23 protein-coding genes and 4 tRNA genes are annotated in these 26,570 nt (G+C 73.2%); 15 read left to right on the forward strand and 12 right to left on the reverse strand.

The genetic code is table 11. From position 1 onward, the window contains the following. Nucleotides 1-16 precede the first annotated feature (16 nt). The 3 genes from BLS21_RS11535 (at nucleotide 17) to BLS21_RS11545 (ending at nucleotide 318) form a co-directional block, all read left to right on the forward strand. Nucleotides 17-89 (forward strand) — tRNA-Gly (locus tag BLS21_RS11535). A gap of 41 nt (nucleotides 90-130) precedes the next feature. After that, nucleotides 131-201 (forward strand) — tRNA-Cys (locus BLS21_RS11540). A 45-nt stretch (nucleotides 202-246) separates the two neighbouring features. Then, nucleotides 247-318 (forward strand) — tRNA-Val (locus BLS21_RS11545). 313 nt (nucleotides 319-631) lie between these two features. Here the strand turns inward: BLS21_RS11545 and coaE are convergent. Then, nucleotides 632-1,228, reverse strand: coding sequence for a dephospho-CoA kinase (gene coaE, locus BLS21_RS11550; protein ID WP_091218065.1), 597 nt, complete (start codon nucleotides 1,226-1,228; stop codon nucleotides 632-634). A gap of 146 nt (nucleotides 1,229-1,374) precedes the next feature. Between coaE and BLS21_RS11555 the strand changes: the two genes are divergently transcribed. After that, nucleotides 1,375-1,647 carry a hypothetical protein gene (locus BLS21_RS11555; protein ID WP_091218068.1) on the forward strand — a complete coding sequence of 91 codons (273 nt, stop codon included), beginning with the start codon at nucleotides 1,375-1,377 and terminating at the stop codon, nucleotides 1,645-1,647. 187 nt (nucleotides 1,648-1,834) lie between these two features. On the opposite strand, the gene rpsA is transcribed toward BLS21_RS11555, so the two are convergent. Next, nucleotides 1,835-3,295 (reverse strand): 30S ribosomal protein S1, encoded by a 1,461-nt coding sequence (gene rpsA / locus BLS21_RS11560; protein WP_091218071.1) that lies wholly within the window; start codon nucleotides 3,293-3,295, stop codon nucleotides 1,835-1,837. Between the two features lie 214 nt (nucleotides 3,296-3,509). Here rpsA and BLS21_RS11565 point away from each other — a divergent pair, with 214 nt between their 5' ends. Continuing rightward, nucleotides 3,510-4,364, forward strand: a complete 855-nt coding sequence (locus tag BLS21_RS11565) for a class I SAM-dependent methyltransferase (RefSeq protein WP_091218074.1) — start codon at nucleotides 3,510-3,512, stop codon at nucleotides 4,362-4,364. Here the strand turns inward: BLS21_RS11565 and BLS21_RS11570 are convergent, their stop codons facing one another. Genes BLS21_RS11570 through BLS21_RS11590 form a run of 5 tightly spaced genes read right to left on the reverse strand, consistent with a single transcriptional unit; the run spans nucleotide 4,365 to nucleotide 8,628 of the window. Further along, nucleotides 4,365-5,336: a zinc-binding dehydrogenase gene (locus BLS21_RS11570; RefSeq protein WP_091218076.1), complete on the reverse strand. Its 972-nt coding sequence runs from the start codon at nucleotides 5,334-5,336 to the stop codon at nucleotides 4,365-4,367. Nucleotides 5,337-5,338: 2 nt separating this feature from the next. Then, complete coding sequence (locus BLS21_RS11575; protein ID WP_091218079.1) at nucleotides 5,339-5,698, reverse strand: hypothetical protein; 360 nt, start codon at nucleotides 5,696-5,698, stop codon at nucleotides 5,339-5,341. After that, nucleotides 5,695-6,588, reverse strand: a complete 894-nt coding sequence (locus BLS21_RS11580) for a DODA-type extradiol aromatic ring-opening family dioxygenase (protein ID WP_091218081.1) — start codon at nucleotides 6,586-6,588, stop codon at nucleotides 5,695-5,697. Before BLS21_RS11580 ends, BLS21_RS11575 begins: the two co-directional genes overlap by 4 nt. Next, complete coding sequence (locus BLS21_RS11585; protein WP_091218084.1) at nucleotides 6,581-7,435, reverse strand: citryl-CoA lyase; 855 nt, start codon at nucleotides 7,433-7,435, stop codon at nucleotides 6,581-6,583. The genes BLS21_RS11580 and BLS21_RS11585 overlap by 8 nt, the downstream gene beginning before the upstream one ends. Next, nucleotides 7,432-8,628, reverse strand: coding sequence for a CaiB/BaiF CoA transferase family protein (locus BLS21_RS11590; protein WP_091218087.1), 1,197 nt, complete (start codon nucleotides 8,626-8,628; stop codon nucleotides 7,432-7,434). Before BLS21_RS11590 ends, BLS21_RS11585 begins: the two co-directional genes overlap by 4 nt. 224 nt (nucleotides 8,629-8,852) lie before the next feature. Between BLS21_RS11590 and BLS21_RS11595 the strand changes: the two genes are divergently transcribed. Further along, nucleotides 8,853-10,346: an amidohydrolase family protein gene (locus BLS21_RS11595; RefSeq protein ID WP_091218089.1), complete on the forward strand. Its 1,494-nt coding sequence runs from the start codon at nucleotides 8,853-8,855 to the stop codon at nucleotides 10,344-10,346. 104 nt (nucleotides 10,347-10,450) lie between these two features. Then, a complete protein-coding gene (locus BLS21_RS11600; protein ID WP_091218092.1) occupies nucleotides 10,451-11,272 on the forward strand; it encodes an IclR family transcriptional regulator domain-containing protein in 822 nt (273 codons plus the stop codon). A 93-nt stretch (nucleotides 11,273-11,365) separates the two neighbouring features. Here BLS21_RS11600 and polA read toward each other — a convergent pair whose 3' ends face one another. Beyond that, nucleotides 11,366-14,122 carry a DNA polymerase I gene (gene polA / locus BLS21_RS11605; RefSeq protein WP_091218095.1) on the reverse strand — a complete coding sequence of 919 codons (2,757 nt, stop codon included), beginning with the start codon at nucleotides 14,120-14,122 and terminating at the stop codon, nucleotides 11,366-11,368. Between the two features lie 200 nt (nucleotides 14,123-14,322). On the opposite strand from polA, the gene BLS21_RS11610 reads away from it, so the two are divergent. The 6 genes from BLS21_RS11610 to BLS21_RS11635 all read left to right on the forward strand — a co-directional run bounded on the left by BLS21_RS11610 (nucleotide 14,323) and on the right by BLS21_RS11635 (nucleotide 19,990). Beyond that, entirely contained in the window at nucleotides 14,323-14,727 is a 405-nt protein-coding gene (locus tag BLS21_RS11610; RefSeq protein ID WP_091218099.1) for a PaaI family thioesterase, read from the forward strand. Nucleotides 14,728-15,242: 515 nt separating this feature from the next. Further along, nucleotides 15,243-16,514, forward strand: coding sequence for a branched-chain amino acid ABC transporter permease (locus BLS21_RS11615; protein WP_175479540.1), 1,272 nt, complete (start codon nucleotides 15,243-15,245; stop codon nucleotides 16,512-16,514). A gap of 3 nt (nucleotides 16,515-16,517) precedes the next feature. Beyond that, entirely contained in the window at nucleotides 16,518-17,516 is a 999-nt protein-coding gene (locus BLS21_RS11620) for a branched-chain amino acid ABC transporter permease (RefSeq protein ID WP_091218102.1), read from the forward strand. After that, nucleotides 17,506-18,534: an ABC transporter ATP-binding protein gene (locus BLS21_RS11625; protein WP_175479541.1), complete on the forward strand. Its 1,029-nt coding sequence runs from the start codon at nucleotides 17,506-17,508 to the stop codon at nucleotides 18,532-18,534. The genes BLS21_RS11620 and BLS21_RS11625 overlap by 11 nt, the downstream gene beginning before the upstream one ends. Next, on the forward strand, nucleotides 18,531-19,403 hold the full coding sequence (locus BLS21_RS11630) for an ABC transporter ATP-binding protein (RefSeq protein ID WP_217636095.1): 873 nt from the start codon (nucleotides 18,531-18,533) through the stop codon (nucleotides 19,401-19,403). The genes BLS21_RS11625 and BLS21_RS11630 overlap by 4 nt, the downstream gene beginning before the upstream one ends. A 167-nt stretch (nucleotides 19,404-19,570) precedes the next feature. Next, nucleotides 19,571-19,990: a DUF7712 family protein gene (locus BLS21_RS11635; protein ID WP_091218105.1), complete on the forward strand. Its 420-nt coding sequence runs from the start codon at nucleotides 19,571-19,573 to the stop codon at nucleotides 19,988-19,990. 69 nt (nucleotides 19,991-20,059) lie between these two features. On the opposite strand, the gene BLS21_RS11640 is transcribed toward BLS21_RS11635, so the two are convergent. Further along, nucleotides 20,060-21,397, reverse strand: coding sequence for an ABC transporter substrate-binding protein (locus tag BLS21_RS11640; RefSeq protein ID WP_091218107.1), 1,338 nt, complete (start codon nucleotides 21,395-21,397; stop codon nucleotides 20,060-20,062). A 191-nt stretch (nucleotides 21,398-21,588) separates the two neighbouring features. Continuing rightward, complete coding sequence (locus BLS21_RS11645) at nucleotides 21,589-22,191, reverse strand: ANTAR domain-containing response regulator (RefSeq protein ID WP_091218110.1); 603 nt, start codon at nucleotides 22,189-22,191, stop codon at nucleotides 21,589-21,591. Nucleotides 22,192-22,262: 71 nt separating this feature from the next. Between BLS21_RS11645 and BLS21_RS11650 the strand changes: the two genes are divergently transcribed. Together BLS21_RS11650 and BLS21_RS11655 are read left to right on the forward strand one after the other, a co-directional pair. Next, nucleotides 22,263-22,336, forward strand: a tRNA-Leu gene (locus BLS21_RS11650). Between the two features lie 140 nt (nucleotides 22,337-22,476). Further along, nucleotides 22,477-24,231, forward strand: coding sequence for a pyridoxal-dependent decarboxylase (locus BLS21_RS11655; protein WP_245700322.1), 1,755 nt, complete (start codon nucleotides 22,477-22,479; stop codon nucleotides 24,229-24,231). A gap of 1 nt (nucleotide 24,232) precedes the next feature. On the opposite strand, the gene BLS21_RS11660 is transcribed toward BLS21_RS11655, so the two are convergent. Both BLS21_RS11660 and pyk read right to left on the reverse strand, forming a co-directional pair. Next, nucleotides 24,233-25,114 (reverse strand): acyl-CoA thioesterase, encoded by an 882-nt coding sequence (locus tag BLS21_RS11660; protein WP_091218113.1) that lies wholly within the window; start codon nucleotides 25,112-25,114, stop codon nucleotides 24,233-24,235. Beyond that, entirely contained in the window at nucleotides 25,111-26,526 is a 1,416-nt protein-coding gene (gene pyk, locus BLS21_RS11665) for a pyruvate kinase (RefSeq protein ID WP_091218116.1), read from the reverse strand. Before pyk ends, BLS21_RS11660 begins: the two co-directional genes overlap by 4 nt. Nucleotides 26,527-26,570 lie beyond the last annotated feature (44 nt).

Here is a 26,570-nt window from a genome sequence, read left to right on the forward strand (position 1 = left end):
ACAGCAGGACAGCAACGCGGACGTGGCTCAGTTGGTAGAGCATCACCTTGCCAAGGTGAGGGTCGCGGGTTCGAATCCCGTCGTCCGCTCGGAACCTCGGGCGCTGGTCGTCAGATCGGCGCCCGCGTGCGGTGGAGTGGCCGAGAGGCGAGGCAACGGCCTGCAAAGCCGTCTACACGGGTTCAAATCCCGTCTCCACCTCGGCCCCGCCGAGATCGGTGGAGCGGACCGGCCGCAGGCCGGATCGGGCGATTGGCTCAGTGGTAGAGCGCTACCTTGACACGGTAGAGGTCACTGGTTCGAACCCAGTATCGCCCACAGCACGAGAGGCCCGGGTCCGGCGGACCCGGGCCTCTCGGCGTCTCGGGACGCCGGCGCCGAGCCGCCGTGACGTCGGCCACGGCCGCCGACGGGCCCGGGACGGCCGCGAGCGGCGACCAGCCCTCAGGCCCTGGTCCCAGCGTCTGGGCCACCCGAGCGGGACCCGCAGGTCCTCGTTCGAGAGCCACTGCAGGACCGCCAGGACGGCGAGGAGGCCGACCGCCCCGACCCGGATGCGGGCTGCTCCGTGCCGGGCGGCGTCGCGGTCCCGCGGGACGGACGGGTCGGCGGGCACGCCGCGCGTGTGCCGTCAGCCGAGGGCGGGGATTACCCGCTCGGCCCAGAAGCGCTCGACCTGCGCCTCCAGGTCCTCGACGGTGCGGCTGTTGTCCAGCACGACGTCGGCCACCGCACGCCGCTGCTCGTCGGTGGCCTGGGCCGCGATCCGGGCGCGGGCGTCCTCCTCGGACAGCCCCCGGCCGACCAGCCGCCGCACCCGGGTGTCCAGGTCGGCCTCGACGACGAGCACCAGGTCGTAGGAGCCGGCCTGGCCGGTCTCCACCAGCAGCGGCACGTCCTGCACCACCACGGCGTCCGGGGGCGCCGCGGCGACCAGCTCGGCGGCACGGGCCCGCACCAGCGGGTGCACGATGCCGTCGAGCCGACGGCGGGCCTCGGGGTCGGCGAACACCACGGCGGCGAGGGCCGGGCGGTCGAGGGCGCCCTCGGGGGTCAGCACCCCGCGCCCGAACGCCGCGACGACGGCCTCCAGGCCCGGCGTCCCCGGCTCGACGACCTCGCGGGCGATGCGGTCGGCGTCCACGATGAGCGCCCCGCGCGCGGCGAGCAGTCCGGCCACGGTGCTCTTGCCCGATCCGATCCCGCCGGTCAGCCCGATCCGCAGCACGCACGGACAGTAGCCACCGACGGGGGAACGGTCACGGAGGGGTAACACCCGGGCGCCCGGCCCGGCGCGTCGCTCCAGTCACACGTGCCCCATGGGCAACTCTCTGCTCGGCGATCTCCCCACGCCCCAGAGAGGCAGAACCGACCATGTCCCGTCCCGCGCACGCCGCCCCCTCGTCGACCCCCTCCGCCGTCCGGCGCGGCCCCGGTCGGCACCGGCTCGACCGCTCCACGGGCGTGCGCTGCACGGACCTGCCGATGGTCCGCGAGCGGCTGGAGCGCAACGGCGCCGTCCGCCCGCGCAACGCCTTCCTGCGCTGGCTGTCGGCGACCGCGCCGGCGGGCCGGCACACCTGGCAGTTCCTCGCGAACTCCGGCGGCCGCCCGCGCACCGCGTTCGCGATCATCCTCAGCCTCTGAAGGAGGACCCCGTCCTCCCCACCGGTCCGGCCCCCTGCGGGGTCCCCGCCGCGGGCCTGCGGGTGGCGGGGGCAGGGGTCCTCCACTCGTCCCTCCACGGGGATGGGAGGGACGACCGAGGCCCGGGACCCCGCGGGGTCCCGGGCCTCGGCCTCAGGTGGTGCTGCTCAGCCGCGCTGAGCGGGGGTCACTCGCCGCCGGCGAGCTTGGCCCGCAGCGCCGCGAGCGCCTCGTCGCTGGCGAGGGTGCCGCCGGAGGTGTCCCCGGTCTCGACCTCACCGCTGGAGTAGTTGCCGCCGGCCGCAGCCTCGGCGTCGGCCTCGCGGGCCGCCGCGATCTGCTTGCGGTGCGCCTCGTAGCGGGCCTGGGCCTCGGCGTACTGCCGCTCCCAGGTCTCGCGGGCCTCCTCGTAGCCCTCGAGCCACTCGCCCGTCTCCGGGTCGAACCCCTCGGGGTAGATGTAGTTGCCCTGCTCGTCGTACGAGGCGGCCATGCCGTAGGCGGCCGGGTCGAACTGCTCCTCGTCGCCGATGACGCCCTCGTTGGCCTGCTTGAGCGACAGGGAGATGCGGCGCCGGTCGAGGTCGATGTCGATGACCTTGACCAGGATCTCGTCGCCGACCTGCACGACCTGCTCGGGGATCTCGACGTGCCGCTCGGCCAGCTCGGAGATGTGCACCAGACCCTCGATGCCCTCGTCGACGCGGACGAACGCACCGAAGGGCACCAGCTTGGTGACCTTGCCGGGGACGACCTGGCCGATCTGGTGGGTCCGGGCGAACTGACGCCACGGGTCCTCCTGCGTCGCCTTCAGCGACAGCGAGACCCGCTCGCGGTCCAGGTCGACGTCGAGGACCTCGACGGTGACCTCCTGGCCGACCTCGACGACCTCGGACGGGTGGTCGATGTGCTTCCAGGACAGCTCGGAGACGTGCACCAGACCGTCGACGCCACCCAGGTCCACGAACGCGCCGAAGTTGACGATCGAGGAGACGACGCCGGTGCGGACCTGGCCCTTGGCGAGCTTGTTGAGGAACTCGCTGCGGACCTCGGACTGGGTCTGCTCCAGCCACTGCCGGCGGGAGAGGACGACGTTGTTGCGGTTCTTGTCGAGCTCGATGATCTTGGCCTCGAGCTCGCGGCCCACGTAGGGCTGCAGGTCGCGGACGCGGCGCATCTCGACCAGCGAGGCGGGGAGGAAGCCGCGCAGGCCGATGTCGAGGATGAGACCGCCCTTGACGACCTCGATGACGGTGCCGGTGACGACCTCGTCGGCTTCCTTCTTCGCCTCGATCGTGCCCCAGGCGCGCTCGTACTGGGCGCGCTTCTTGGACAGGATCAGGCGGCCTTCCTTGTCCTCCTTCTGGAGGACGAGGGCTTCCACCTCGTCGCCGACGCTGACGACCTCGTTGGGGTCGACGTCGTGCTTGATGGACAGCTCACGCGAGGGGATGACGCCCTCGGTCTTGTAGCCGATGTCCAGCAGCACCTCGTCCCGGTCGACCTTGACGATGACGCCTTCGACGATGTCGCCGTCGTTGAAGTACTTGATCGTCTGGTCGATGGCCGCGAGGAAGTCCTCGGCGGTGCCGATGTCGTTGACGGCGACCTGGGGGGTGCTGTTAGGACGGACCTGGGTGGAGGTCATGTGGTCGAGTGCTCCGGACGGGGGATGCGTAGGGACAGGACGACCCGCGGCCGGGTGACCGCGGGGAGCGGGGAGAGCCGGCGCGCGCCGATCCCCTGGTGGGCTCAGCACTGACAGACCTCTGGCGCATTCCCATGGTACGGAGCCGGGGAGCACCCGGTCCACCTGGGTGCGGCGCCTCCCCGGGCCCCCGGCGTGTCACGATCGGCGTGTCATGGACAGCCCGGCCGCTCCCCCGCCCGACCTCCCCCTCGCCGACGACGGCTACCCGGCGCCGAGCGGCGTCGCCCGGCGCCCGGCAGGGACGGCGGAGTCGGTCCGGGCCAACCGGCGGTGGTGGGACGCCGCGGCGCCGGCCTACCTCGCCGAGCACGGCAGCGACCTCGGCGACGTCGACTTCCTGTGGTGCCCCGAGGGACTGCGCGAGTCCGAGGCGCACCTGCTCGGGGACGTGACCGGCCGCCGGGTGGTCGAGATCGGCTGCGGGTCGGCGCCGTGTGCACGCTGGCTGCGCCGCGAGGGGGCGGACGTCGTCGCGCTCGACCTCTCCGGCGGGATGCTGGCCCGGGCCGCCGAACTGAACCGGGCCACCGGCATCGACGTCCCGCTGCTGCAGGCCGACGTGGGGGCGCTGCCGCTGGCGACCGGCAGCGTGGACCTGGCCTGCTCGGCGTTCGGCGGGCTGCCGTTCGTCGCCGACGTCGAAGGGGCGCTCGCCGAGGTGGCGCGGGTGCTGCGGCCCGGCGGGCGGTTCGTCGCGTCGGTGAACCACCCGTTCCGCTGGCCGCTGCCGGACTCCCCCGACCCCGAGGACCTGCGGGTCGTCTCCTCCTACTTCGACCGGACGCCGTACGTGGAGACCGACGAGGACGGCCGCGCGGTGTACGTCGAGCACCACCGCACGGTCGGCGACTGGGTGCGCGCGGTCGTGGGTGCGGGGCTCGTCCTCGAGGACCTGGTCGAGCCGGAGTGGACGCCGGGCCGTACGCAGGAGTGGGGCCAGTGGTCCCCGGCCCGCGGGGCGCTGGTCCCCGGCACCCTCGTGCTGGTCTGCCGCGCGCCCGGCTGATCAGCTACCGGGGACGAGCACGACGCGGCGTCCGCCGCTCGCGGTGCGGTCCCAGCCCTCGGCAGCCCGGGACAGCGGCAGGACGTCGTGCTCGACCGCCAACTGCCCGGCGGCGGCGCGGGCCAGCACGGCGGCGAGCGCGGTGGACCGCTGCTCCCCGGTGAGCGCGTTGTTGGTGTAGCCGAGCACCGAGGCGCTGCGGCCGCGCAGGGTGGCCGAGGAGAACACGGCGGTGTCGCCCGACGCCCCGCCGAGGTTGACCAGCCGGCCGCCCGCCGCGAGCACCCGCGACGCCGCGGTCGCGGCGGCGCCGAACACGGGGTCGACCACGACGTCGGCACCCCCGCCGGTGGCCTCCGCCAGCCGCGCCGCCAGCTCGTCGACGTCCCCGGTGAGGGGGACGACCTCGTCGGCGCCGGCCCGCGCGGCCCGCTCGGCGGACGCCCCCGGCCGGCACACGGCGACCACCCGTGCCGCGCCCAGCGTCCGGGCCGCGCCGACGGCGGCCTGCCCGACGGCTCCCCCGGCGCCGAGCACCACGACCCGCTCCCCCGGCCGCAGCCGCCCCCGCCAGGTCAGCGCCATCCAGGCGGCGACCCCCGACAGGCCGATCGCGGCCACCGCCGGGTCGGGGAGGTCGGCGTCGAGCGGGACGACGTCGTCGTCGGGGACGGCGCAGCGCTCGGCCTGGCTGCCGTCACCGGGCGCCATGCCGGCGGAGGTGGCGAACCAGACGCGGCTCCCGGCCGGGTGGACGGCGGATGTCTCCACCACGCCGACGCCCTGCACCCCGGGGACGTAGGGCACGGCCGGGCGCCCGAGGTACGACGTCCCGGAGGCGCAGAGCAGGTCCAGGGGGACCACCGGCGCGGCCGTCACCCGGACCAGCGTCCGCCCGGTGGCGGGGACGGGGTCCGGGTGCGGGCGGTACGCCGGCGGTTCCCCCAGGGTGTGCAGGACGGCGGCGTGCACGGTCAGGTCGCGATGTCGGGATAGGGCAGGGAGATGTGCTGCATCGCCCTGCCGTAGGCCTTCTGGTACTCCAGCGGGCCGTGGTCGCGCTCGAACATCGCGATGAACAGCGTGAGCGTCAGGAACGGGTGCGCGCCCATCTGGAACAGCGCCACGTGGTCGTGCTCGCGCAGGGCACGCCGCTCGTCCTCGGTGAACGACAGCCAGGTGGACCGCTCGGCGTCGACGCAGTTGAGGATCCGGTTGGCCATCTCGGCCTCCCACCACGCCACCGTGCCCGCCGGGTCCTCGCGGTAGCGCTCGACCAGCTCGGGGTCGCGGTCGACGGTGTAGAGGAACTTGTCCAGCAGGTACCTGCTCACCGGACTGCCTCCGTCGGGGCGCCGGGCGCCTGGGGCGCGCCGTCCGGGTACCAGGTGAAGTAGGCCTCCATGGTGTGGAACAGGTCGAGGGTGTCGACGTGGTCGGCCTTCTGCCCCTCGCCGGCCACGCCCATCATCAGCATGAAGTCCATGAAGCCGTGGGTGGCGTTCCCCGGCGCGTGCAGGCTGTCCAGGCTGACCTCCGCCAGGCAGCCCTCGATGTCGCCGCCGGCGATCCACTCCACGGCCTTGCGGTCGAACTCCGGGTCGGGGCCGTGCTCGCCGAACTGGCGCGGCCCGCCCAGTTCCAGCGACAGGTGGCCGGTGCCGATGACGGCGACCCGCTTGTCGCTCTCCCAGGACTCGACCATCTCCCGGATGGCCCTCCCCAGCTGCACGAACCGCTTCGGCTGCGGCAGCGGCGGGGCGAAGATGTTGGTGTAGACCGGCACGATCGGCAGGTCGGCCTGCGGGCGCAGCGTGATGATCGGGCACGTGATGCTGTGGTCGATCCGCAGCTCGTTGCTGAACGCCAGGTCGAACCCGCGGTCCAGGCCGTCGCGCAGCAGGTGCGCGGCGAGCTCCTCCTCGCCCCGCAGCAGCATGCGGGGCAGCCCGAACTCGCGCTCCTCGTTGTAGAAGTTCGCGTCGAAGAACGGCGCCTTGCCCACCAGGAACTGCGGCATGTTGTCCAGCCACAGCTGGTGGAAGTGGTCGCTGCCGACCATCACCAGGACGTCGGGCTCGGCGACGGTGAGCGTCTCGCGGAACCGCTCGATCTTGGCCACCCACTCGTCGGCGAACGGCGGCCGGTCGGCACCGGTCGACGTGCTCGCCCGGTAGTAGAACGGGTGGTGCGTGGACGCGATGACCGCGGCCAGTTCAGCCATGACGACCTCCGTCGGCGTCTGGGTCGGGAGCGGGCAGGGGGTCGGGGACGTAGGGGTCCGGGGGGACCGACCGGTTGTTGAGGTCGACGGAGAGGAAGACCTCGTTGGCGACCGGGTGCCGCAGCTCCTCGGCCAGCTGCCCGATCAGCCCGGCGGTGCGCGCCAGCAGCGCGAAGCCGCGCAGCAGCTCCAGCGGCAGCCCGAGGTCGGCCAGCGCGGCGCCGCACACCCCGGCGCCGTTGAGCGGCAGGGTCCTGCCCAGCACCTGCGGGTGCACCCGGCCGATGGCGGCGAACAGCGACAGGTGGGGTCCGTGGAGCCCCTCCTCGGCGGCGATCTGGAACAGCCGGGGGGTGCGCGGGTCGCCGTCCTTGTGCACGTGGTGACCGAGGCCCGGGACGAAGCGGCGGGCCGCCCGCTGCGCGGTCACCGTCTCCAGCGCCAGGACGTCCCAGCCGGCGTCGTCGGTGGGCAGGACGCCGGCCACCCCGGTCAGGACGTCGTGCAGGAAGCGGCCGCAGTCCTCGGTGACCCCCAGGAACCGCGAGCCGCCGCCGAGCAGCCCGGCGGCGAGCGCTCCCTGCACCGAGTCCGGGGCCGACAGGTGGGTCAGCCGGGCGACGATCGCCGTCGGGGTGAAGCCGTGGTCGGCCAGCGCCGCGAGCACCGCCTCGAACACCCGGGTCTCCCCGCGCGTGGGGCGCCGCTGGGTGGCCAGCCAGAAGGCGAGCTCCCCGAAGCCGACCTCCCCCATCACGTCGCGGGCCAGGTCGGTGCCGAGCAGGGTGATGCTGTCGCGGCTGGATGCGCCCAGCGCCGTCGGGTACTCGGGGCGCTCGGCGCTCATCGGCCGTCCTCCTCGGGGGTCCTCAGCCAGCGGCGGATCTCCTCGCCGTGCTCGTCCAGGCCGGGCGGGGGCAGGCGGTAGTCGGCCGGGGTCTCGGAGAACCGGATCGGGTGGCGCACCGACGGGACGGCGGCGGCGCCCTCCCCCACGGTCACCACCGGGTCCAGTCCCACCTCCTCGGCGAAGGCGACGCCCTGGTCCACGGTGTTGATCGGCCCGCAGGGCACGCCGGCGGCGATGATGTCGCGGAACCACTCGAGCTTGGTGCGGGTGCGCAGCCGCTCGACCAGCAGTGGCCGGAGCTCGTCGCGGTTGGCCGTCCGGTCCTCGTTGCGGCTGAAGCGCGGGTCGTCGGCCAGCTCCGGCACGCCGAGCACCTCGACGAGCCTGCGGAACTGCCCGTTGTTGCCCGCGGTGACGATGAGGTCCCCGTCGGCGCAGGGCAGCGGCTCGTAGGGGAACAGGCTCGGGTGGCTGTTGCCCATCCGGAACGGGACGACGCCGCCGGCGACCCAGGCACTGGCGTGGTTGACCAGCCCGGACAGCGCCGAGGCCAGCAGGTTGACCTCGACGTGCTGGCCACGGCCGGTCTCGTGCCGGAGGTTCAGGGCCGAGAGGACGCCGATGGTGGCGTGCAGGCCGGCCATCACGTCGAACACCGAGATGCCGGCGCGGAAGGGCTCGCCGTCCGGGTCGCCGGTGAGGCTCATCAGGCCCGAGATCGCCTGCACGATGAGGTCGTAGCCGGGCAGCGCCGCGCCGCCCGGCTGGCTGCCGAAGCCGCTGATCGAGGCGTAGACGACGCGCGGGTTCGTGGCCGACACGGTGGCGTGGTCGAGGCCGAAGCGGGCCAGGCCGCCGGGCTTGAAGTTCTCCACGAGCACGTCGGCACGACGGGCCAGCTCACGGGCGGCCGCGAGGTCGTCGGGGTCCTTGAGGTCCAGCGCGACCGACCGCTTGTTGCGGTTGACGCCGAGGTAGTAGGTGGCGACGCCCTCGCGCACCGGCGGCTGCCACGACCGGGTGTCGTCCCCGGCCGGCCCCTCGACCTTGACCACCTCGGCGCCCAGGTCGGCCAGCAGCATGGTCGCGTACGGCCCGGCGAGCACCCGGGAGAAGTCGGCGACGAGCAGGCCGGCCAGCGGGCCCGTGGGGCCGTTCCCGGTGCCGCTGCCGGGCTGTCCGACGGTCATGGGTGCTGCGGCCTCCTCGAGGGTCCGGACGCTGACCGCGGACAAGTGTCCGCGGATCCGCCGCAGTCTCGGCCCGCGCCGCCCGCGCTGTCAACAGGTCGCTGAGCTGCCAAGACCCCTTGACACGTGAGCGAGCACGCGGCCAGGGTGGCGCCCACCCGGACGTCGTGACCGCTGTGCGTACGCTTGTCCGGATTCCCGACGACGACGTCCTGGAGGAAGCGATGACCCACCCCGAGCCCGCGGGTGCACCGCCGGAGGCCGGCCGCCCGGTCGTGCTGCGCGGCGGCACGGTGCTGACCATGGACGACGCGTGCACCGTCCTGCCCGGCGCCGACGTCCTCGTCGTGGGCGACCGGATCGCCGCTGTGGGTACGGCGCTGGACGTGCCGGAGGGGACCCAGGAGATCGACGCGCGCGGTGGCATCGTCATGCCGGGGATGATCGACACCCACCGGCACATGTGGCAGACCGCGATGCGCGGCTACGGCGCCGACTGGACGCTCACCCAGTACTTCGTCTGGTACTACCTCGAGCACGGCAAGCAGTTCCGCCCGCAGGACATCGCGGCCGGCAACCGGCTCGCGGCCATCGAGTCGCTCGACGCCGGCGTCACGACGACGGTCGACTGGTCGCACAACCTGCAGACCGTCGAGCACGGCGAGGCGGCCGTCGAGGCGTTGCGGTCGGTACCCGGCCGGTTCGTCATGGCCTACGGCAACATCCAGGCCGGCCCGTGGGAGTGGAGCGCCGACCCCGCCGTCCGCTCCTTCCTCGAGCGCCTGCGCGACGCCGGCGACGACATGATGGGCGTCCAGATGGCGTTCGACGTCACCGGCGACCCGGCCTTCCCCGAGAGGGCGGCCTTCGAGGTGGCCCGCGACCTCGGCATCCCGGTGACCACGCACGCCGGCGTCTGGGGTGCCACGAGCGACACCGGCATCCAGCAGATGTACGACGGCGGCTTCATGACCCCCGAGACGACGTACGTGCACGCCTCGACGCTGACCCGCGACTCCTACCAGCGGATCGCCGCGACCGGCGGCTCGATCTCGGTGGCGACCGAGTCGGAGTGCAGCGCCGGACAGGGCCACGCGCCGACCGAGCAGGTGCTGCAGTACGGCATCCCGGTGTCGCTGTCGATGGACACCAGCGTGTGGTGGAGCGGCGACATGTTCTCCGCCATGCGCGCGACGCTCAACGCCGACCGCATGGCCGAGCACCTCGACGCGCACCTCAAGGGCGAGACGATCACCCACCTGCGGCTGCGCGCCAAGCAGGTCGTGGAGTGGTGCACCCGAGGCGGTGCGCACACGATCGGCCGCGACGGCGACCTGGGCAGCCTCGAGGTCGGCAAGAAGGCCGACCTCGTGCTGATCAAGAACGACACCTCACCGGTGTCGTTCCCGCTGCTCAACCCGCTCGGCCACGTCGTCTTCCAGGCCCAGCGCGGCGACGTGCACACCGTCGTCGTGGACGGCCGGGTGGTGAAGTACGACGGCGAGCTCGTCGGCATCGACCTCGCCCGGGTACGTGCCGAGGTCGAGGACACCATCGACCACCTGAGGGGCGCACTCGGCGAGGAGACCTGGCAGGCCGGGATGTTCCCGGAGATGCCCGAGGCCGAGGCCTCGATCCTCGACAACCCGTACCAGTACACGGACTTCAAGGACGAGTCGAAGCGGGCCGGCGGCGAGGAGCGCGTCCTCGGCCGCTGAAGGAGGGTAGGAGGACCCCGCTGCCGCCACCGCTCAGGCTCGCGGCGGGACCCTGCAGCGGGGTCGAGGGCGGGGCCCGGGATGCCCGAGGAGGGAGGTGACCGATGGCAGGACGCGGAGCGGGTCCGGACTTCGTCGAGGCGCTCGCGCGCGGCCTCGACGTCCTGGCGTGCTTCGACGCCGATCACCGGACCATGTCGCTGACCGAGGTCGCCGCCGCGGCCGGGCTGGCCCGGCCGACCGCCCGCCGGCTGCTGCTGACCCTCGAGGAGCTGGGGTTCGTCCGCAGCTCCGGCGGCCTGTTCCAGCTGACCCCGAGGGTGCTCACCCTGGGCACCGCCTACGTCAGCTCGCTCGGGCTGTGGGACATCGCCCGGCCGCACCTCGAGGCACTGGTCGCCCGCACCGGCGAGTCGTCGTCGATGGCCCAGCTGGACGGCTCCGACATCGTGTACGTGGCGCGGGTGTCGGTGCCCAAGCTCATCGCTCTCCGGGTGGAGATCGGCACCCGGTTCCCCGCGGTGCAGACCTCGCAGGGCAAGGTCCTGCTCGCGGCCCTCTCCCCCGCCGAGCTGGAGGCGACCCTGGCGCTGCCCAGCCGCGCCGGGCTGCCGGCCTACATCGGCCGGTCCGCCGAGCAGCTCCGCGACGAGCTGACCGAGGTGCGGGCCCGGGGCTGGGCGCTCGCCGACGAGGAGCTGGCGCCCGGGGTCCGGTCCGTGGCGGTGCCGGTCCGGGACGCCACGGGCGCGGTGCGCGCAGCGATGAACGTGACGGTGCACGCGGCCGAGACCTCGGTCGAGCGGCTGCTCGGCGAACACCTGCCCCTGCTGCTGCGCACGGCCGGCGACGTCAGCGCCGAGTGGGCCCTGTGGCAGAGCCGGCCGCACGTCGAGGTGCCCCGGCGCGGCGACGCCACCGCCTGAGGGCGAACCCCCGGCCTCGGGGACCCGATGGAACCGGCCCCGTCCAGAGGCTCGCCGCGAGCCTGCGAGCGGTGAGGGGGACGGGGTCCTCTTTCAGTGGGCGGCCTCGTTCCAGGTCCGGCCGAAGCCGACCGAGACCTCCAGCGGCACCGACAGCTGCGCGGCGCCGGCCATCTCCCGGCGCACCAGCGTCTCCAGCGCCTCCCGCTCCCCCGGCGCGACCTCGAGCACGAGTTCGTCGTGCACCTGCAGCAGCATCCGGGAGCGGAGCCCCTCGTCGGCGATCGCCTTCTCCACGCGCAGCATGGCCACCTTGATGATGTCGGCCGCCGAGCCCTGGATGGGGGCGTTGAGCGCCATCCGCTCGGCCATCTGCCGGCGCTGCCCGTTGTCGCTGGTCAGGTCGGGCAGGTAGCGCCGGCGACCCAGCGTGGTCTCGGTGTAGCCGGTCTGGCGGGCGTCCTCCACGACGCCGTCCAGGTACTCGCGGATGCCGCCGAAGCGCTCGAAGTAGGCGTGCATCTGCTCGCGCGCCTCCTCGGTGGAGATGCGCAGCTGCGAGGCCAGCCCGTACGCCGACAACCCGTAGGCCAGGCCGTAGCTCATGGCCTTGATCCGGCGGCGCATCTCCGGGTCGACGTCCTCGATCGGGATGTCGAACGCCCGCGACGCGACGAAGGAGTGCAGGTCCTCCCCCGACGTGAAGGCCTCGATGAGCCCCGCGTCGCCGGAGAGGTGCGCCATGATGCGCATCTCGATCTGGCTGTAGTCCGCCGTCATCAGCGACTCGTGGCCGGGGCCGACGATGAACGCCTGACGGATCCGGCGGCCCTCCGCCGTGCGGATCGGGATGTTCTGCAGGTTCGGGTCGATCGAGGACAACCGGCCGGTGGCGGCGATCGTCTGCTGGAACGTCGTGTGGATCCGCCCGGCGTCGTCGACCATGGGGATCAGGCCGTCGATGACGGTGCGCAGCCGGGTCACGTCGCGGTGCCGCAGCAGGTGCTCGAGGAACGGGTGGCCGGTTGCGCTGAGCAGGTTGGTCAGCGCCTCGGCGTCGGTCGTGTAGCCCGACTTGATCTTCTTGGTCTTCGGTAGGCCCAGCTCGTCGAAGAGCACCGCCTGCAGCTGCTTGGGCGAGCCGAGGTTGACCTCGCGGCCGATCACCGCGTAGGCCTCGGCGGCCGCGGCGGCCACCTCGTCGGCGAACTCCCGCTGCAGCTCGCGCAGGAAGTCCAGGTCCGCGGCGATGCCGCGCTGCTCCATGCGGGCCAGCACGAAGGTCAGCGGCAGCTCGAGCTCGTCGAGCAGCGTGTCGCCGCCGCGCTGACCGAGCAGGGAGTCCAGCGCGTCGGAGAGGTCGTTGACGGCGACGGCCTTGAGGACGTCGGCGTGCGCGGCCTCGCGGGCGAGGTCCTCCTCCGACGGCCCCATCCCGTCGAGGGTCAGCTGGGGCTCCTCGGCGGCGGAGTCCTTCAGCTCGCGGCGCAGGTACCGGACGGCGAGGTCGCCCAGGTCGAACGACCGCTGCCCGGGCAGGGCCAGGTAGGCGGCCAGCGCGGTGTCGCTGACCACGCCGGCGAGGTCCCAGCCGCGCGCCCAGATCGCCAGCAGCGGGCCCTTGACCTCGTGCACGACCTTGTGCGCGCCCGGGTCGGCCAGCCAGTCGGCCAGCGCCTGCTCGTCGGTGGCGTCGAGGTCGGGGCCCAGGTCGACGAAGGTGGCGTGGTCGTCGCCGCCGGCGAGCGCGAGGCCGGTCAGCTCACCGGTGCCCCGGCCCCAGGTGCCCCGGAAGATGATGCCGGTGCGGCTGGTGCGCGCGTGCTGGTCCAGCCAGCCGCCCAGCCCGCCGGCGGGCACCTCGTCCTCGGTGACGTCGAAGCCGCCCTCGGCCTCCGGCTCCGCGCTGGAGAGCGTGGCGAACAGCCGGTCGCGCAGCACCCGGAACTGCAGGTTGTCGAACAGGGTGTGCACCTCGTTGCGGTCCCACGCGCGGACGGCGAGGTCGCCCGGGCCCACCTCCAGCGGGACGGCGCGGTCGAGCTCGGTCAGCCGCCGGTTCTGCAGCACCGAGGACAGGTGCTCGCGCAGCTTGTCGCCGACCTTGCCCTTCACCGTGTCGACCTGGTCGACCAGCGCGTCGAGCGAGCCGTACTCGCGGACCCACTTGGCCGCGGTCTTCTCCCCCACGCTCGGGATGCTCGGCAGGTTGTCGCTGGGGTCCCCCCGCAGCGCGGCGAAGTCGGGGTACTGCGTGGGCGACAACCCGTACTTGGCCTCGACCTCCTCCGGGGTGAACCGGGTGAGGTCCGAGACGCCCTTGCGGGGGTACAGCACGGTGACGTGCTCGCCGACCAGCTGCAGGGCGTCGCGGTCGCCGGTGCAGATGAGCACGTCCATGCCCTGCTCGACGGCCTGCACGGTGAGGGTGGCGATCACGTCGTCGGCCTCGTAGCCCTCGGCGGTGATGACCGGGATGTGCAGCGCGGCCAGCACCTCCTGGATGAGGCTGACCTGGCCGCGGAAGTCGGTCGGGCTCTCGCTGCGGTTGGCCTTGTACTCCGCGTAGATCTCGCTGCGGAAGGTCTTGCGGCCCACGTCGAAGGCGACCGCCACGTGCGTCGGCTGCTCGTCGCGCAGCACGTTGATCAGCATCGAGGTGAAGCCGTACACCGCGTTGGTCGGCTGCCCGGTCGTCGTCGAGAAGTTCTCGACCGGCAGGGCGAAGAAGGCGCGGTAGGCCAGCGAGTGCCCGTCGAGCAGCAGCAGCCGCGGGCGGGGTGGGCCGGGTCGGGCACCCGCGGAGGGGACGGCGGGGCTGGACGCGGGGGCGGAGACCGGAGCGGACATCGCCGCCGATCCTAAGAGGACCCCGTTGCCCCCCACCGCTCGCGAGCTCGCGGCGGGACCCTGCAACGGGGCTGACCCTTCCTGCCCTCCCCTCCCGAGCTCGGGGTGGGGCCCGGGGAGAGGGCCGTTCCGGTACGTCACCGGGCGCGCGCCGGGCCCTGCGGTGGGGCCGCCGCGCGGGCGGTGGCTACCGTGCCGGGGTGACCGTGGACCGCCCCGCCTGGCTCGCCGCCGGGCAGATGAGCCCGCTGGACGACAAGCTCGGCATCCGCATCACCGACTTCGACCCCGACCACGTGGTCGCGACCATGCCGGTCGACGGCAACCAGCAGCCGTTCGGCCTGCTCCACGGCGGCGCCACCTGCTCGCTGGTGGAGACGGTCGGCTCCTGGGCCGCGGCGCTGGGCGCGGGTCCGGGCCGGCAGGCGGTCGGGGTGGAGCTCAACGTCAGCTACCTGCGCGCGGCCACCGAGGGGGTCGTCACCGCCGTCGCCACGCCGGTCCGCCGCGGCCGGACGCTGGCCACCTTCACCATCGAGGTCACCGACGAGCAGGACCGCGTGACCGCCAGCGCCCGGCTCACCTGCATGCTGCTGGCCGCCTGACAGCGGACCCCGGCGCCCTTCGCAGGCTCGGAGCGGGACCCGGGGCGCGGCCAGGCCAAGGGGGTCGCCTCGGCCTTCCACGGCGTCGCGCGTGTCGGGCCCGGGCAGCCCGGCCGGCACGCCCCCCGTCCGACCCGGTCGGCCCCCTTGGCGCGGTGCCGGCGCACCCGGGTGCGGTCGGCGGGACGCGCGGCGCGCGTCGTGCCGCGGGACCGCGAACCGGCACGGGAGCCTGTCCGGACGGCGGCCGGAGAGCGCACCCGGCGACCGGCGCGATGACGATGCGGCCGCCCGTGGGACCGGCGTGACGAGTGCGGCGTGTCGCGGACAGGTAACAGCTGGGCCGCGAGGGAGTCGAACCGCAACACCGCTGGGTTACCGTCCCCCGTCATGCACAGAGCCAGGGAGGTCGAGTGACGCACGCACCAGGCCGTGTACCGGGACGCGGTGCACCCAGGGGACCCGCCCGCGCCCGGCGCCGGTCCGCACGGGGATCCCGGGTCGCCGGCGGCCGGATGCTGCTCCGCCTGCTCCTGCTGACCGTCCTCGGCGGCCTCGCCCTGATGCTGGCGCCCGGTGCCGCGTCGGCGCAGACCGAGGAGCCCGCGGCCTCCGAGCAGGTGTCGGGCACCCTGCGGACCAACCTCAGCGGGCCGGTCGAGGGCGTCGAGGTGGTCGTCACGGCCGCCGACGGCGCCGAGGTCGACACCGTGGAGACCGACGAGGACGGCCGGTGGGCGGTGCCGGTGCCCGGTCCGGGTCAGTACACCGTCACCATCGACGCCGACGACCTGCCCGAAGGCGTGGTGCTCACCGGCGAGAACAGCCGCACGGTCACCGTCGACGCCGGCCGCAACCAGGGCGTGATCATCGCGCTCAGCGACGGCAGCCGGGAAGCCGGCGGCGGCACGGTCCGCTGGGTCCAGCTGCTCGTCGAGGGCCTGCGCTTCGGCCTGCTCATCGCCATGGCGGCTGTCGGCCTCTCGCTGATCTTCGGCACGACCGGGCTGACCAACTTCGCCCACGGCGAGCTGGTGACCATCGGCGCGATCGCCGCGTGGTTCATCAACGTGCAGGGCGGCGTGCCGCTGATCCCGGCCGCGCTGATCGCCATGGTGATCGGTGCAGGTGTCGGGGCGCTCAACGAGCTGGTGATCTGGCGGCCGCTGCGGCGGCGCGGCACCGGACTGGTCGCCGCGCTGGTCATCTCGATCGGCCTGTCGCTGCTGCTGCGCTACCTGTACCAGATCATCTTCGGCGGGGGCTCGGAGGCCTACGCCGCGTACCGGGGCCAGCGCGCCGTCGACTACGGCGCGTTCACCATGACCAACGCCGACCTCGCGTCGATCGTCATCGCGCTGGTCGTGCTGCTGCTGGTGGCGGTCATGCTCCAGCGCACCAAGATCGGCAAGGCGATGCGGGCGGTCGCCGACAACCGCGACCTGGCGGCGTCCTCGGGCATCAACGTCAACCGGGTGATCCTGGTCGTCTGGATGATGGGCGGCGCGCTCGCGGCCCTCGGCGGCGTCCTGCTCGGCCTCTCCGACGAGGTGCAGTGGGACATGGGCTTCCGGCTGCTGCTGCTCATGTTCGCCGGGGTCACCCTCGGCGGTCTCGGCACCGCCTACGGCGCCCTCGTCGGCAGCATCGTGGTGGGTGTCTTCGTGCAGATGTCGACGCTGGTCATCCCGAACGACGTCAAGTACGTCGGCGGGCTGCTCCTGCTGATCGTCATCCTGATCGTGCGGCCGCAGGGCATCCTCGGCAGCCGGGTGAGGGTGGGCTGAACGATGGGTGAGTTGATCGACGCCCTGGCGGTCGCGCTCAAGGCCGGCCTGGGCTTCCAGGCCATCTTCCTCGCGCTGCTCGCCATCGGCATCAACGTGCAGTTCGGCTACACCGGGCTGCTGAACTTCGGGCAGATCGCCTTCGCGATGCTCGGCGGCTACGGCATCGCCATCTCGGTGAGCAAGTGGGGCCTGCCGTTCTGGGTGGGCGTGGCCGTCGGCATCCTCGCGGCCGTCGTCCTCGCGCTGCTGCTGGGTCTGCCGACCCTGCGACTGCGCGCCGACTACCTGGCCATCGCCACCATCGCGGCGGCCGAGGGGCTGCGGCTGCTGTTTCGCTCGGTGTCGGCCACCCCGGTCACCAACGGCACCCGCGGCCTGTCCGGCTTCAACGCCGACTTCGTGGCGCTGGCGCCGTGGGACACCGCGCGCCGCTACCCGATCCTCGGCACCCAGTGGAGCGGCGCGGAGCTGTGGGTGACCACGGTCGGCTGGCTCCTCGTCGCGCTGTCCTGCCTGCTGATCTGGCTGCTGGTGCGCAGCCCCTGGGGCCGGGTGGTGAAGTCCATCCGCGAGGACGAGGACGCCGTGCGCGCGCTCGGCAAGAACGTCTACGTCTACAAGATGCAGGCGCTCGTCCTCGGCGGTGTGCTCGGCGCGCTGGGCGGCATGGTCTACGCCCTCGGCACCGCGTCGGCCAACCCCGACCAGTACCAGAACGCCAACACGTTCCTGGCCTACGCCGCCCTCATCCTGGGCGGCGCGGCCCGCGTCCTCGGCCCGGTCGTCGGCTCGATGCTGATGTTCTTCATCATCCAGTTCGCCGACACCGGCCTGCGTACGCTGATCGACAACGGGGTGATCCCCGAGGACCTGCTCTCGGCGACCGACGTGGCTCAGATCCGGTTCGTGCTCATCGGGCTCGGACTCATGCTGCTGCTGGTCTTCCGGCCACAGGGCATCTTCGGCGACCGACGAGAGGTGATGCTCGATGCCCGCTGACCCCACCGCCGGCCAGCCGGCCCCGCACGGCGCCCACGCCGCGTCCCTGGACCCGGCGGCCGCCGGCCGGGCGCCCCGCCTGCTCGCCCGGGCCGCGCTGCGCGACGTCCCCTGGGAGGTCGGGGTGGCCAAGCCCGACCCGGCCATCGTCGTCGACGGCGTCACCCGCACCTTCGGTGGCCTCACCGCGGTGTCGGTGGACCACCTCGAGGTGCAGCGCGGCGGCATCACCGGCCTGATCGGGCCCAACGGCGCCGGCAAGACCACGCTGTTCAACCTGCTGACCGGCTTCGACCAGCCCAACACCGGCTCCTGGTCCTTCGACGGCCGCCCGCTGGGCAAGCTGGCGCCGCACCAGGTGGCCCGGCTGGGCGTCGTCCGCACGTTCCAGCTGACCAAGGCGCTATCCCGGCTGACCGTGCTGCAGAACATGCTGCTCGGCGCGCAGGGGCAGAAGGGCGAGAGCTTCCTGCGCGCGCTCGTGCCGGGCACCTGGCGGGCGCAGGAGCGGGCCAACACCGAGAAGGCGATGGATCTGCTCACCCGGTTCAAGCTGGACCGGAAGAAGGACGACTTCGCGGGCACGCTCTCGGGCGGCCAGCGCAAGCTGCTGGAGATGGCCCGCGCGCTCATGAGCGACCCGAAGGTCGTCATGCTCGACGAGCCGATGGCCGGCGTGAACCCGGCGCTCACCCAGAGCCTGCTCGGGCACGTCAAGGACCTGCGCGAGCAGGGCATGACGGTCGTCTTCGTCGAGCACGACATGGACGTCGTCCGGGACATCAGCGACTGGGTCGTCGTCATGGCCGCCGGGAAGGTCATCGCGGAGGGCCCGCCGGAGTCGATCAGCCAGAACCAGGCGGTCGTCGACGCCTACCTCGGCGCGCACCACGACGCGCCGCTCACCGTCGAGGAGGAGGACCGCGTCCTCGCCGAGGCGGAGGCGGCCATCGCCCGTGAGGAGAACGCCGACGGCGACGTCATCGGCTCCGACACCCGACGCGAGGAGGACCGATGAGCACCATGGACGACCCGGCCATGGAGGACCCGATGTTCCAGGTCGGGCACTCCGACGGCGGCACCCCCGACCAGCGGGCGATCGCCGGGGAGCTGTCCCGGGCGGAACTCGCCGCCACCCGCGAGGAGCACGTGCGGCTCGCCGAGGGGGCGCTGGTGCGGGCCGACGACCTGGTCGCCGGCTACGTGCCGGGCGTCAACATCCTCAACGGCTGCGACTTCTACCTGCAGGACGGCGAGCTGGTCGGCATCATCGGCCCGAACGGCGCCGGCAAGTCCACCCTGCTCAAGACGCTGTTCGGACTCATCCCGGTGCGCTCGGGCACGGTCAGCCTCCGCGGCGAGGACATCACGTCCGCGCCGGCTCACCGGCTGGTCTCCCTGGGTGTCGGCTACGTGCCCCAGAACAACAACGTGTTCCCCTCGCTCACCATCGAGGAGAACATGCAGATGGGCGCCTACCTGCGGCCGAAGGTCTTCCGCGAGCGCTTCGACTACGTGGCCGACCTGTTCCCGCTGCTCGGGGAACGGCGCAAGGTCAAGGCCGGATCGCTGTCGGGCGGTGAGCGGCAGATGGTGGCCATGGGCCGGGCGCTCATGATGGAGCCGTCCGTCCTGCTGCTCGACGAGCCGTCGGCCGGCCTGTCCCCCGCCTACCAGGACGAGGTGTTCATCCGCTGCCGGCGGATCAACGCGACCGGTGTCTCGATCATCATGGTCGAGCAGAACGCCCGCCGGTGCCTGCAGATTTGCGACCGCGGCTACGTCCTCGACCAGGGCCGCAACGCCTACACCGACACCGGGGAGTCGCTGATGAACGACCCCAAGGTCATCGAGCTCTACCTGGGGACGCTGGCCAAGGCCCACTGACGGGGGACCACCCTCCCCCGCCTCGTAGCAGGACCCCGTCCACCTCGCCGCTCGCGGCGAGCTCTGGACGGGGCCGGCGGGCCCGGATGGTGGCCGTTCCAGTGCCGCACCCTGACGGCGCCGGCCCCCTGTGGGGCCGGCGCCGTCGTGCTGGGTAGACAGCGGTCGTGAACTGGACCTGGGAGCTGCGGTCCCGCGACGGCGGGATGAACGGGCTGGAGTTCTCCCGCTCCACGACGGCGAGCGGCTTCTCCCGCGTGCTGGTGCACGCCGCACCCGCGCAGCTGGAGCTGACGGTGGTGGCCGACGACGACACGGTGGTGCTGCGGGGCGACGCGGACCGCGACGGCGCCTACTCCCCCATCACGCTGCTCGAGCTCGACGGCGGCAGGGTGCGCCGCACCGAGGTCTGGCCCGGGCCGGAGCTGTACGGGCTGCCGGTCCTGCTGCCCGGCGGCGAGGTCGGCGTCCTGACCGCGTGGGAGCACGCCCCCGACCGCAGCTGGTGGCGCTGGTCGGTGGAGTTCTCCACCCACCGCGGCCGGCCCGCCGACTGGGCGCCGGAGGGCCAGCACCTGCAGCGCTGACCCCGTGGACGACGACGGCCCGGCACCCGCGAGGGGTGCCGGGCCGCTGCCCGTGGGGACGGAGCTACATCAGCGCTGCGGGCCGACGCCCTGCGAGTTGAGCCCCTCGATGATCCGCGCCGACTCCTCGAAGCCGATCACCACGATGGCGTCGGGGTTGAAGTCCACCATCTGCTGGATCTCGGCATCGTAGTTGGCCGCCTGCGGGTCGTAGGTCAGCGTCTGGATGCTGTCCTCGGCCAGGCCCGCCGCGATGAGGTTCTCGCGGGTGTTGTCCATCAGACCGGTGCCGTACGGGTCGTTGAGCGCCATGATCCCGACGGTGTTGTTGCCGTCGTTGATGATCAGGTCGGACAGCGCCCGGGCCTGCAGCGTGTCCGGGGGCGCGGTGCGGAAGTACAGCCCGTTGTCGTTGTAGTCGGTGAACTGGTCAGACGTGTTCGCCGGCGAGAACTGGAGGACACCGGCGCCGGTGATCCGGTCGATCACCGTCAGGCTGACGCCCGAGGACGCCGCACCGATGATCGCGTTGACCCCCTCCTGGAGCAGCCGGTCGACGGTCTGCGTGGCGGTGTCGGTCGACGCGTCACCGGAGTCACCCTCGGCCAGGCGGACGTCCTGACCGAGGACGCCGCCGGCGGCGTTGATGTCCTGGACCGCCAGTCGGGCGCCGGCCACCTCGGGCGGGCCGAGGAAGGCCAGGTTGCCGGTCAGCGGCAGCAGCGTGCCGATGGCCAGCTGCTCGCCGGTGGTGCCGGCCGGTGCATAGGCCGGGCCCTCGTCGGAGGAGGCGTTCTCCTCGTCGCCGGCGAAGACGAAGCTCGTCGGAGTGAGGACGCCCTGGTCGTCGAACTCCATGATGCCGAAGCTCGCCCGGGCGGGCTCACCCGGATCGCTGAAGGCCAGCGGCCCCGAGATGCCGTCGAAGTCGACGTTGCCGCCGTTGTTGATGATCTCCAGGCAGCCGGCGAAGTCGGTGCACTTCTCACCGCCGAAGGTCATCCCGTTGACGTACTCCTTGAAGACGTTGGCGTCGTTCGTGCCGGCGGCCTGCGCAGCCAGCGCTGTGATGATGATGGCGTCGTAGGTCTCGCCCGCGTAGTTGTAGTCCTCGAGGTTGGGGTAGATCTGGTCCAGCCGGTCGGTGAAGTCCGACGACAGCTCGGTCAGCGGGGTGGTGCCCTTCATGCCGTCCAGGGCTCCCGGCTGATCGGAGAAGGCGTTGGCCAGCGCGTTGCCCATGTTGCCGTCGGTGCCGTAGACGTTGACCTGGCGCTCGCCGCCGCCTCCGCCTGCCTCGGTCCCACCGCCGCCGCCCTCGTCGTCGCCCCCGCCGCCACACGCGGTCAGGACGAGGAGGGCCGCGGCCGCGACGGCGGCGTTGCGCGCGAGGATCCCTGTGCGCATCAAACAACTCCCACTGTGGTGTCGGTCCTTCAGCCGTCCGCCCAGGCGGGCGACCGGTCAGTGGGGGGAAGGTAGCTGCCGGATCCGGGGGTGGAGCGGGGGTCGCCCGGACCGTGACCAGGTCGTGACCTGCCGGATCCCTACCCGTCACACGGCGTGTCGGACGCGCGACCGGGGTCGCACCGCAGGCGTCAGCTGCCCGTCGTCGGGTCCGCCGCGGCCTGCGGCTGCAGGATGCGCTGGGCGAGCGCTCTCATCGACGTGCGCTCGTTCATCGCCGTCCGCTGGATCCACCGGAACGCCTCGGCCTCGGTCATCCCCTGGTCGGCCATCAGCTTGCCCTTGGCCTGCTCGACCACCTTGCGGGTCTCCAGGCGCTCCTCGAGGGTGCGCACCTCGCCGTCCAGGGCGGTCATCTCGGCGAAGCGGCCGCGGGCCACCTCGATGGCCGGGACCAGGTCGTTCTTGGAGAACGGCTTGACCAGGTAGGCCATGGCGCCGGCGTCGCGGGCCCGCTCGACCAGCTCCCGCTGGCTGAAGGCCGTGAGCACGATGACTGGGGCGATGCGCGCCGAGGCGATCTGCTCGGCCGCCGAGAGCCCGTCGAGCACCGGCATCTGGATGTCGAGGACCACGAGGTCCGGCCGCAGCTCCGTGGCCTGGTCGACGGCCTGCTGCCCGTCGCCCACCTCGGCGACGACGGTGTACCCCTCCTCCTCGAGCATCTCCTTGAGGTCGAGGCGGATCAGCGCCTCGTCTTCTGCGATGAGGACCCGGATCGGCTCGCTGCTCACGCGCCGGAGCCTAGCGATGCGGGACGGAACACGACGGGCCGTTAGGCTGCTCCTCGGTCGCCGGCCCGTACGCCCCCGTACCCCAATCGGCAGAGGGAGCGGATTCAAAACCCGCGCAGTGTGCGTTCGAGTCGCACCGGGGGCACGCACGACATCGTCGTCCGCCGGACGACACCGCCACCACGTGCCGTCCCGGCCTGCGTCGAGCCGTTGCACCCCGGCTGTCCGGGACGCACCCACGGGGCCGTCCGCTCGCGTCCACGAGGCGGCCCTACGGTGGGTGCCGTGAGCGAGCCCGAGCCGACGCCGTCCGCCCCGCACATGACCCCGGAGCAGTTCCGTCGGCACGGCCACGAGGTCGTCGACTGGATCGCCGACTACTGGACGCGGGTCGGTTCGCTGCCCGTGCGCTCCCCCGCCACCCCCGGCGACGTGCGCGCCGCGCTGCCCGACGCCCCGCCCGAGCAGGGGGAGCCGTTCGACGCCGTCCTGGCCGACCTCGACCGCGTCGTCGTCCCCGGGCTCACCCACTGGCAGCACCCCGGCTTCTTCGGCTACTTCCCGGCCAACACGTCCGGGCCCTCGGTGCTCGGCGACCTGGTGTCGGCGGGCCTGGGCGTGCAGGGCATGTCGTGGGTGACCAGTCCGGCGGCCACCGAGCTCGAGCAGCACGTCCTCGACTGGTTCGCCGGCCTGCTGGGCCTGCCGGAGACCTTCCTGTCGACCGGTCCCGGCGGCGGCGTCGTCCAGGACTCCAGCTCCGGCGCCAACCTCGTCGCCCTGCTCGCGGCCCTGCACCGGGCCAGCGGCGGCGGGACGGTGCGAGGGGGCGTCCGGCCCGACGAATACACCGTCTACGTCTCCGCGGAGACGCACTCCTCGATGGAGAAGGCCGTGCGGATCGCCGGCCTCGGCAGCGACGCCGTCCGCATCGTCGAGGTGGACGGCGACCTGGCGATGCGCCCGCAGTCGCTGGAGGCGCGCCTGGAGCGGGACGTCGCCCGCGGCTACCGGCCGGTGCTGGTCTGCGCCACCGTGGGGACGACGTCGACGACGGCCGTCGACCCCCTCGCCGAGCTCGGCCCGATCTGCCGCGACGCCGGCGTCTGGCTGCACGTGGACGCCGCCTACGCGGGCGTGAGCGCCGTCGTCCCCGAGCTGCGGGCGCTGCAGGCCGGCGTCGAGTGGGCCGACAGCTACACCACCGACGCGCACAAGTGGCTGCTCACCGGCTTCGACGCGACGCTGTTCTGGGTGGCCGACCAGGCCGCGCTCACCGGCGCGCTGGCGATCCTCCCGGAGTACCTGCGCAACGCCGCCACCGACGCCGGCGCGGTCGTCGACTACCGCGACTGGCAGATCGAGCTCGGCCGCCGCTTCCGGGCGCTCAAGCTGTGGTTCGTGCTGCGCTGGTACGGCGCCGAGGGCCTGCGGGCGCACATCCGGTCCGGTGTCGCGCTGGCGCAGGAGCTGGCCCGCTGGGCGGAGGCCGACGACCGGTTCGACGTCGTCACCCCGCACCCGCTGTCGCTGGTGTGCCTGCGCCCGCGCTGGGCCGAGGGGGTGGACGCCGACGTCGCCACCATGACGCTGCTGGAGCGGCTCAACGACGGCGGCGAGGTCTTCCTGACCCACACGACCGTCGGCGGCCAGGTGGTGCTGCGGGTGGCGATCGGCGCGCCCGCGACGACGCGGGCGCACGTCGAGCGGGCCTGGGCGCTGCTGCGCGAGGGCCACGACTGGCTGGCCGCCGACTTCGCCGAGTCCGCGGCGGAGCGGGCCCGCGAGGAGGCCGAGCGCCGCGCCGCCGAGGAGCGGGCCCGGGAGGAGCGGGCGCGGGAGGAGGCCGCCCGCGCCACGGCCCTCCCGCCGGTCGAGACGCCGGCCACCCAGGACGAGACGGCGGCCCAGGCGCACGCGCAGGAGAACCTGACGCCGCCGGAGACCGCACCGCCGGCCGAGGCCGACCACCCGGAGGCCGACGGCGTCGTGCCCGCCCACGACAGGACCGACGCCGGCGCCCGCGGCACCGGCTCCTGAGTCAGGAGCGCAGCGACCGGATGAGGCCCTGCTGCGCGACCGTGGCCACGTGGGTGCCGTCGGCCGCCCAGATCTGGCCGAAGCACAGCGCCCGCCCGCCGGAGGCCGCGGGGCTGTCGGTCTCGTAGAGGAACCACTCGTCGGCGCGCACCGGCGCGTGGAACCACACCGCGTGGTCGAGGCTGGCGCCGACGTACTCCCCGCCCCAGCCGCCGCCGGTGCGGGCCAGCCCGGCCGAGAGCAGGGTCAGGTCGCTGACGAAGGTCAGCGCCGAGCGGTGCACGTTGCCGTCCTCGGGCAGCCGGCCGGCGACCCGCATCCACGCGCAGGTGCGGGTGTCCGGCGGCGACTTCGGCATCCGGTCGAAGGGGTCCTCGAGCAGCCGCTGCTCCACGGCCTGGCTGATGGCGAGCGCGGCGGCGGCGCGCTCCCCGTGGGGCGCGACCACCTCGGGGAGGCTGGGCAGGGTCTCCGGGGCCGGCACCTCGGGCATCGGCAGCGCGTGCTCGACGACGGGGGTCTCCGGCACCGAGGCGTCGGCGGTCAGGGCGAAGATCGCGACGTCCGCACCCCGGCGCCGCTGCCAGGCGATGACCCGCCGGGTGCTGAACGTGCGCCCGTCGCGGATCCGCTCGACGGCGTAGCGGATCTCCTCGTGCGGGTCACCGGGCCGCAGGAAGTACGAGTGCAGCGAGTGGACGGCGCGCTCCCCCGGCAGCGTCCGGGAGGCGGCCATGAGGGCCTGCCCGGCCACCTGCCCGCCGAAGATGCGCTGCAGCGGCGTCCGCGGCGTCTGGCCGACGTACAGGTCGGTGTCGCGCTCCTCGAGGTCGAGGACGGCCATCAGCGAGGCGGCCTGGCTGCCGCCGTCCACCTGCGTCACGAGTCGGTGCCCACCTCGTGGACCCGGATGAGGTTGGTCGACCCGGGGGTGTTCGGCGGGCTGCCGGCCACGACGACGACCCGGTCGCCCTCCTTGAGCCGGCCGATGGACAGCAGCGAGAAGTCCACCTGCCGGACCATGTCGTCGGTGTGCTGCACCTCGGGGACCAGGAAGGTCTCCACGCCCCAGGACAGCGCCAGCTGGCTGCGCACCCGTCCGTCGACGGTGAAGGCCAGCAGCGGCATCCGGGGGTGCAGGGCGGCCAGCCGCCGGGCGCTGCCGCCGGTCTGGGTGAAGGTGGCCAGGGCCTTGACGTCGAGGGACTCGGCGATGTCCCGGGCGGCCCGGACGATGGCGCCGGACCGGGACCGCGACCGCCGGACCAGCTCGGGGACGCGCACGGGGTCGCTCTCGACGGCGTCGATGATCCGCTCCATCGTCCGCACCGCGGCGATCGGGTAGCGCCCCACCGAGGTCTCCCCCGACAGCATCACCGCGTCGGCGCCGTCCAGGACGGCGTTGGCGACGTCGGAGGCCTCCGCGCGCGTGGGCCGCGAGTTGGTGATCATCGACTCGAGCATCTGCGTGGCCACGATGACCGGCTTGTTGCGCTCGCGGGCGGCCTGGACGGCCCGCTTCTGCACCAGCGGCACCTGCTCCAGCGCCAGCTCCACGCCCAGGTCGCCGCGGGCGACCATGATGCCGTCGAACGCCTCGACGATCGCCTCGAGGTTCTCCACCGCCTCGGGCTTCTCCAGCTTGGCGATCACGGGGACGGAGACGTCCTCCTGCCGCATGACGTCGCGGACCAGCTCCACGTCGCGCGGCGAGCGCACGAAGGACAGCGCGACGAAGTCGACGCCCATGTGCAGGGCGAAGCGGAGGTCCTCCTCGTCCTTGTCCGACATGGCCGGCACGCTCACCGCGACGCCCGGCAGCGACAGGCCCTTGTTGTTGGACACCTCGCCGCCCTCGACGACCAGGCACCACACGTCCGACCCGTCGATCTCGACGACCGACAGCGCCAGCTTGCCGTCGTCGACCAGCAGCCGGTCACCGACCCTGGCGTCGGCCGCGAGGCCCTTGTAGGTGGTGGAGACCCGCTCGGCGGTGCCCTCGACGTCGTCGACGGTGATGCAGACCCGGCTGCCGGTCTCCCAGTGGACCGGGCCGTCGGCGAAGGTGCCGAGGCGGATCTTCGGCCCCTGCAGGTCGGCGAGGACCGCGACGGCGTGACCGGTGCGGTCGGAGGCCTCGCGGACCATCCGGTAGTTCTTCTCGTGGTCGGTGTGCGCCCCGTGGCTGAAGTTCAGCCGGGCGACGTCCATCCCGGACTCGACGAGGGCGGTGACCTGCTCCTGGGAACCGGTCGCCGGCCCGAGGGTGCAGACGATCTTGGCGCGACGCGACATGGGACAGACGCTAGTGCGGCGGCTCGTCGCGCGCGGGGAGGGCT

It is taken from the genome of Geodermatophilus siccatus (assembly GCF_900103785.1).
In the GTDB taxonomy this organism is placed as follows: Bacteria; Actinomycetota; Actinomycetes; order Mycobacteriales; family Geodermatophilaceae; genus Geodermatophilus; species Geodermatophilus siccatus.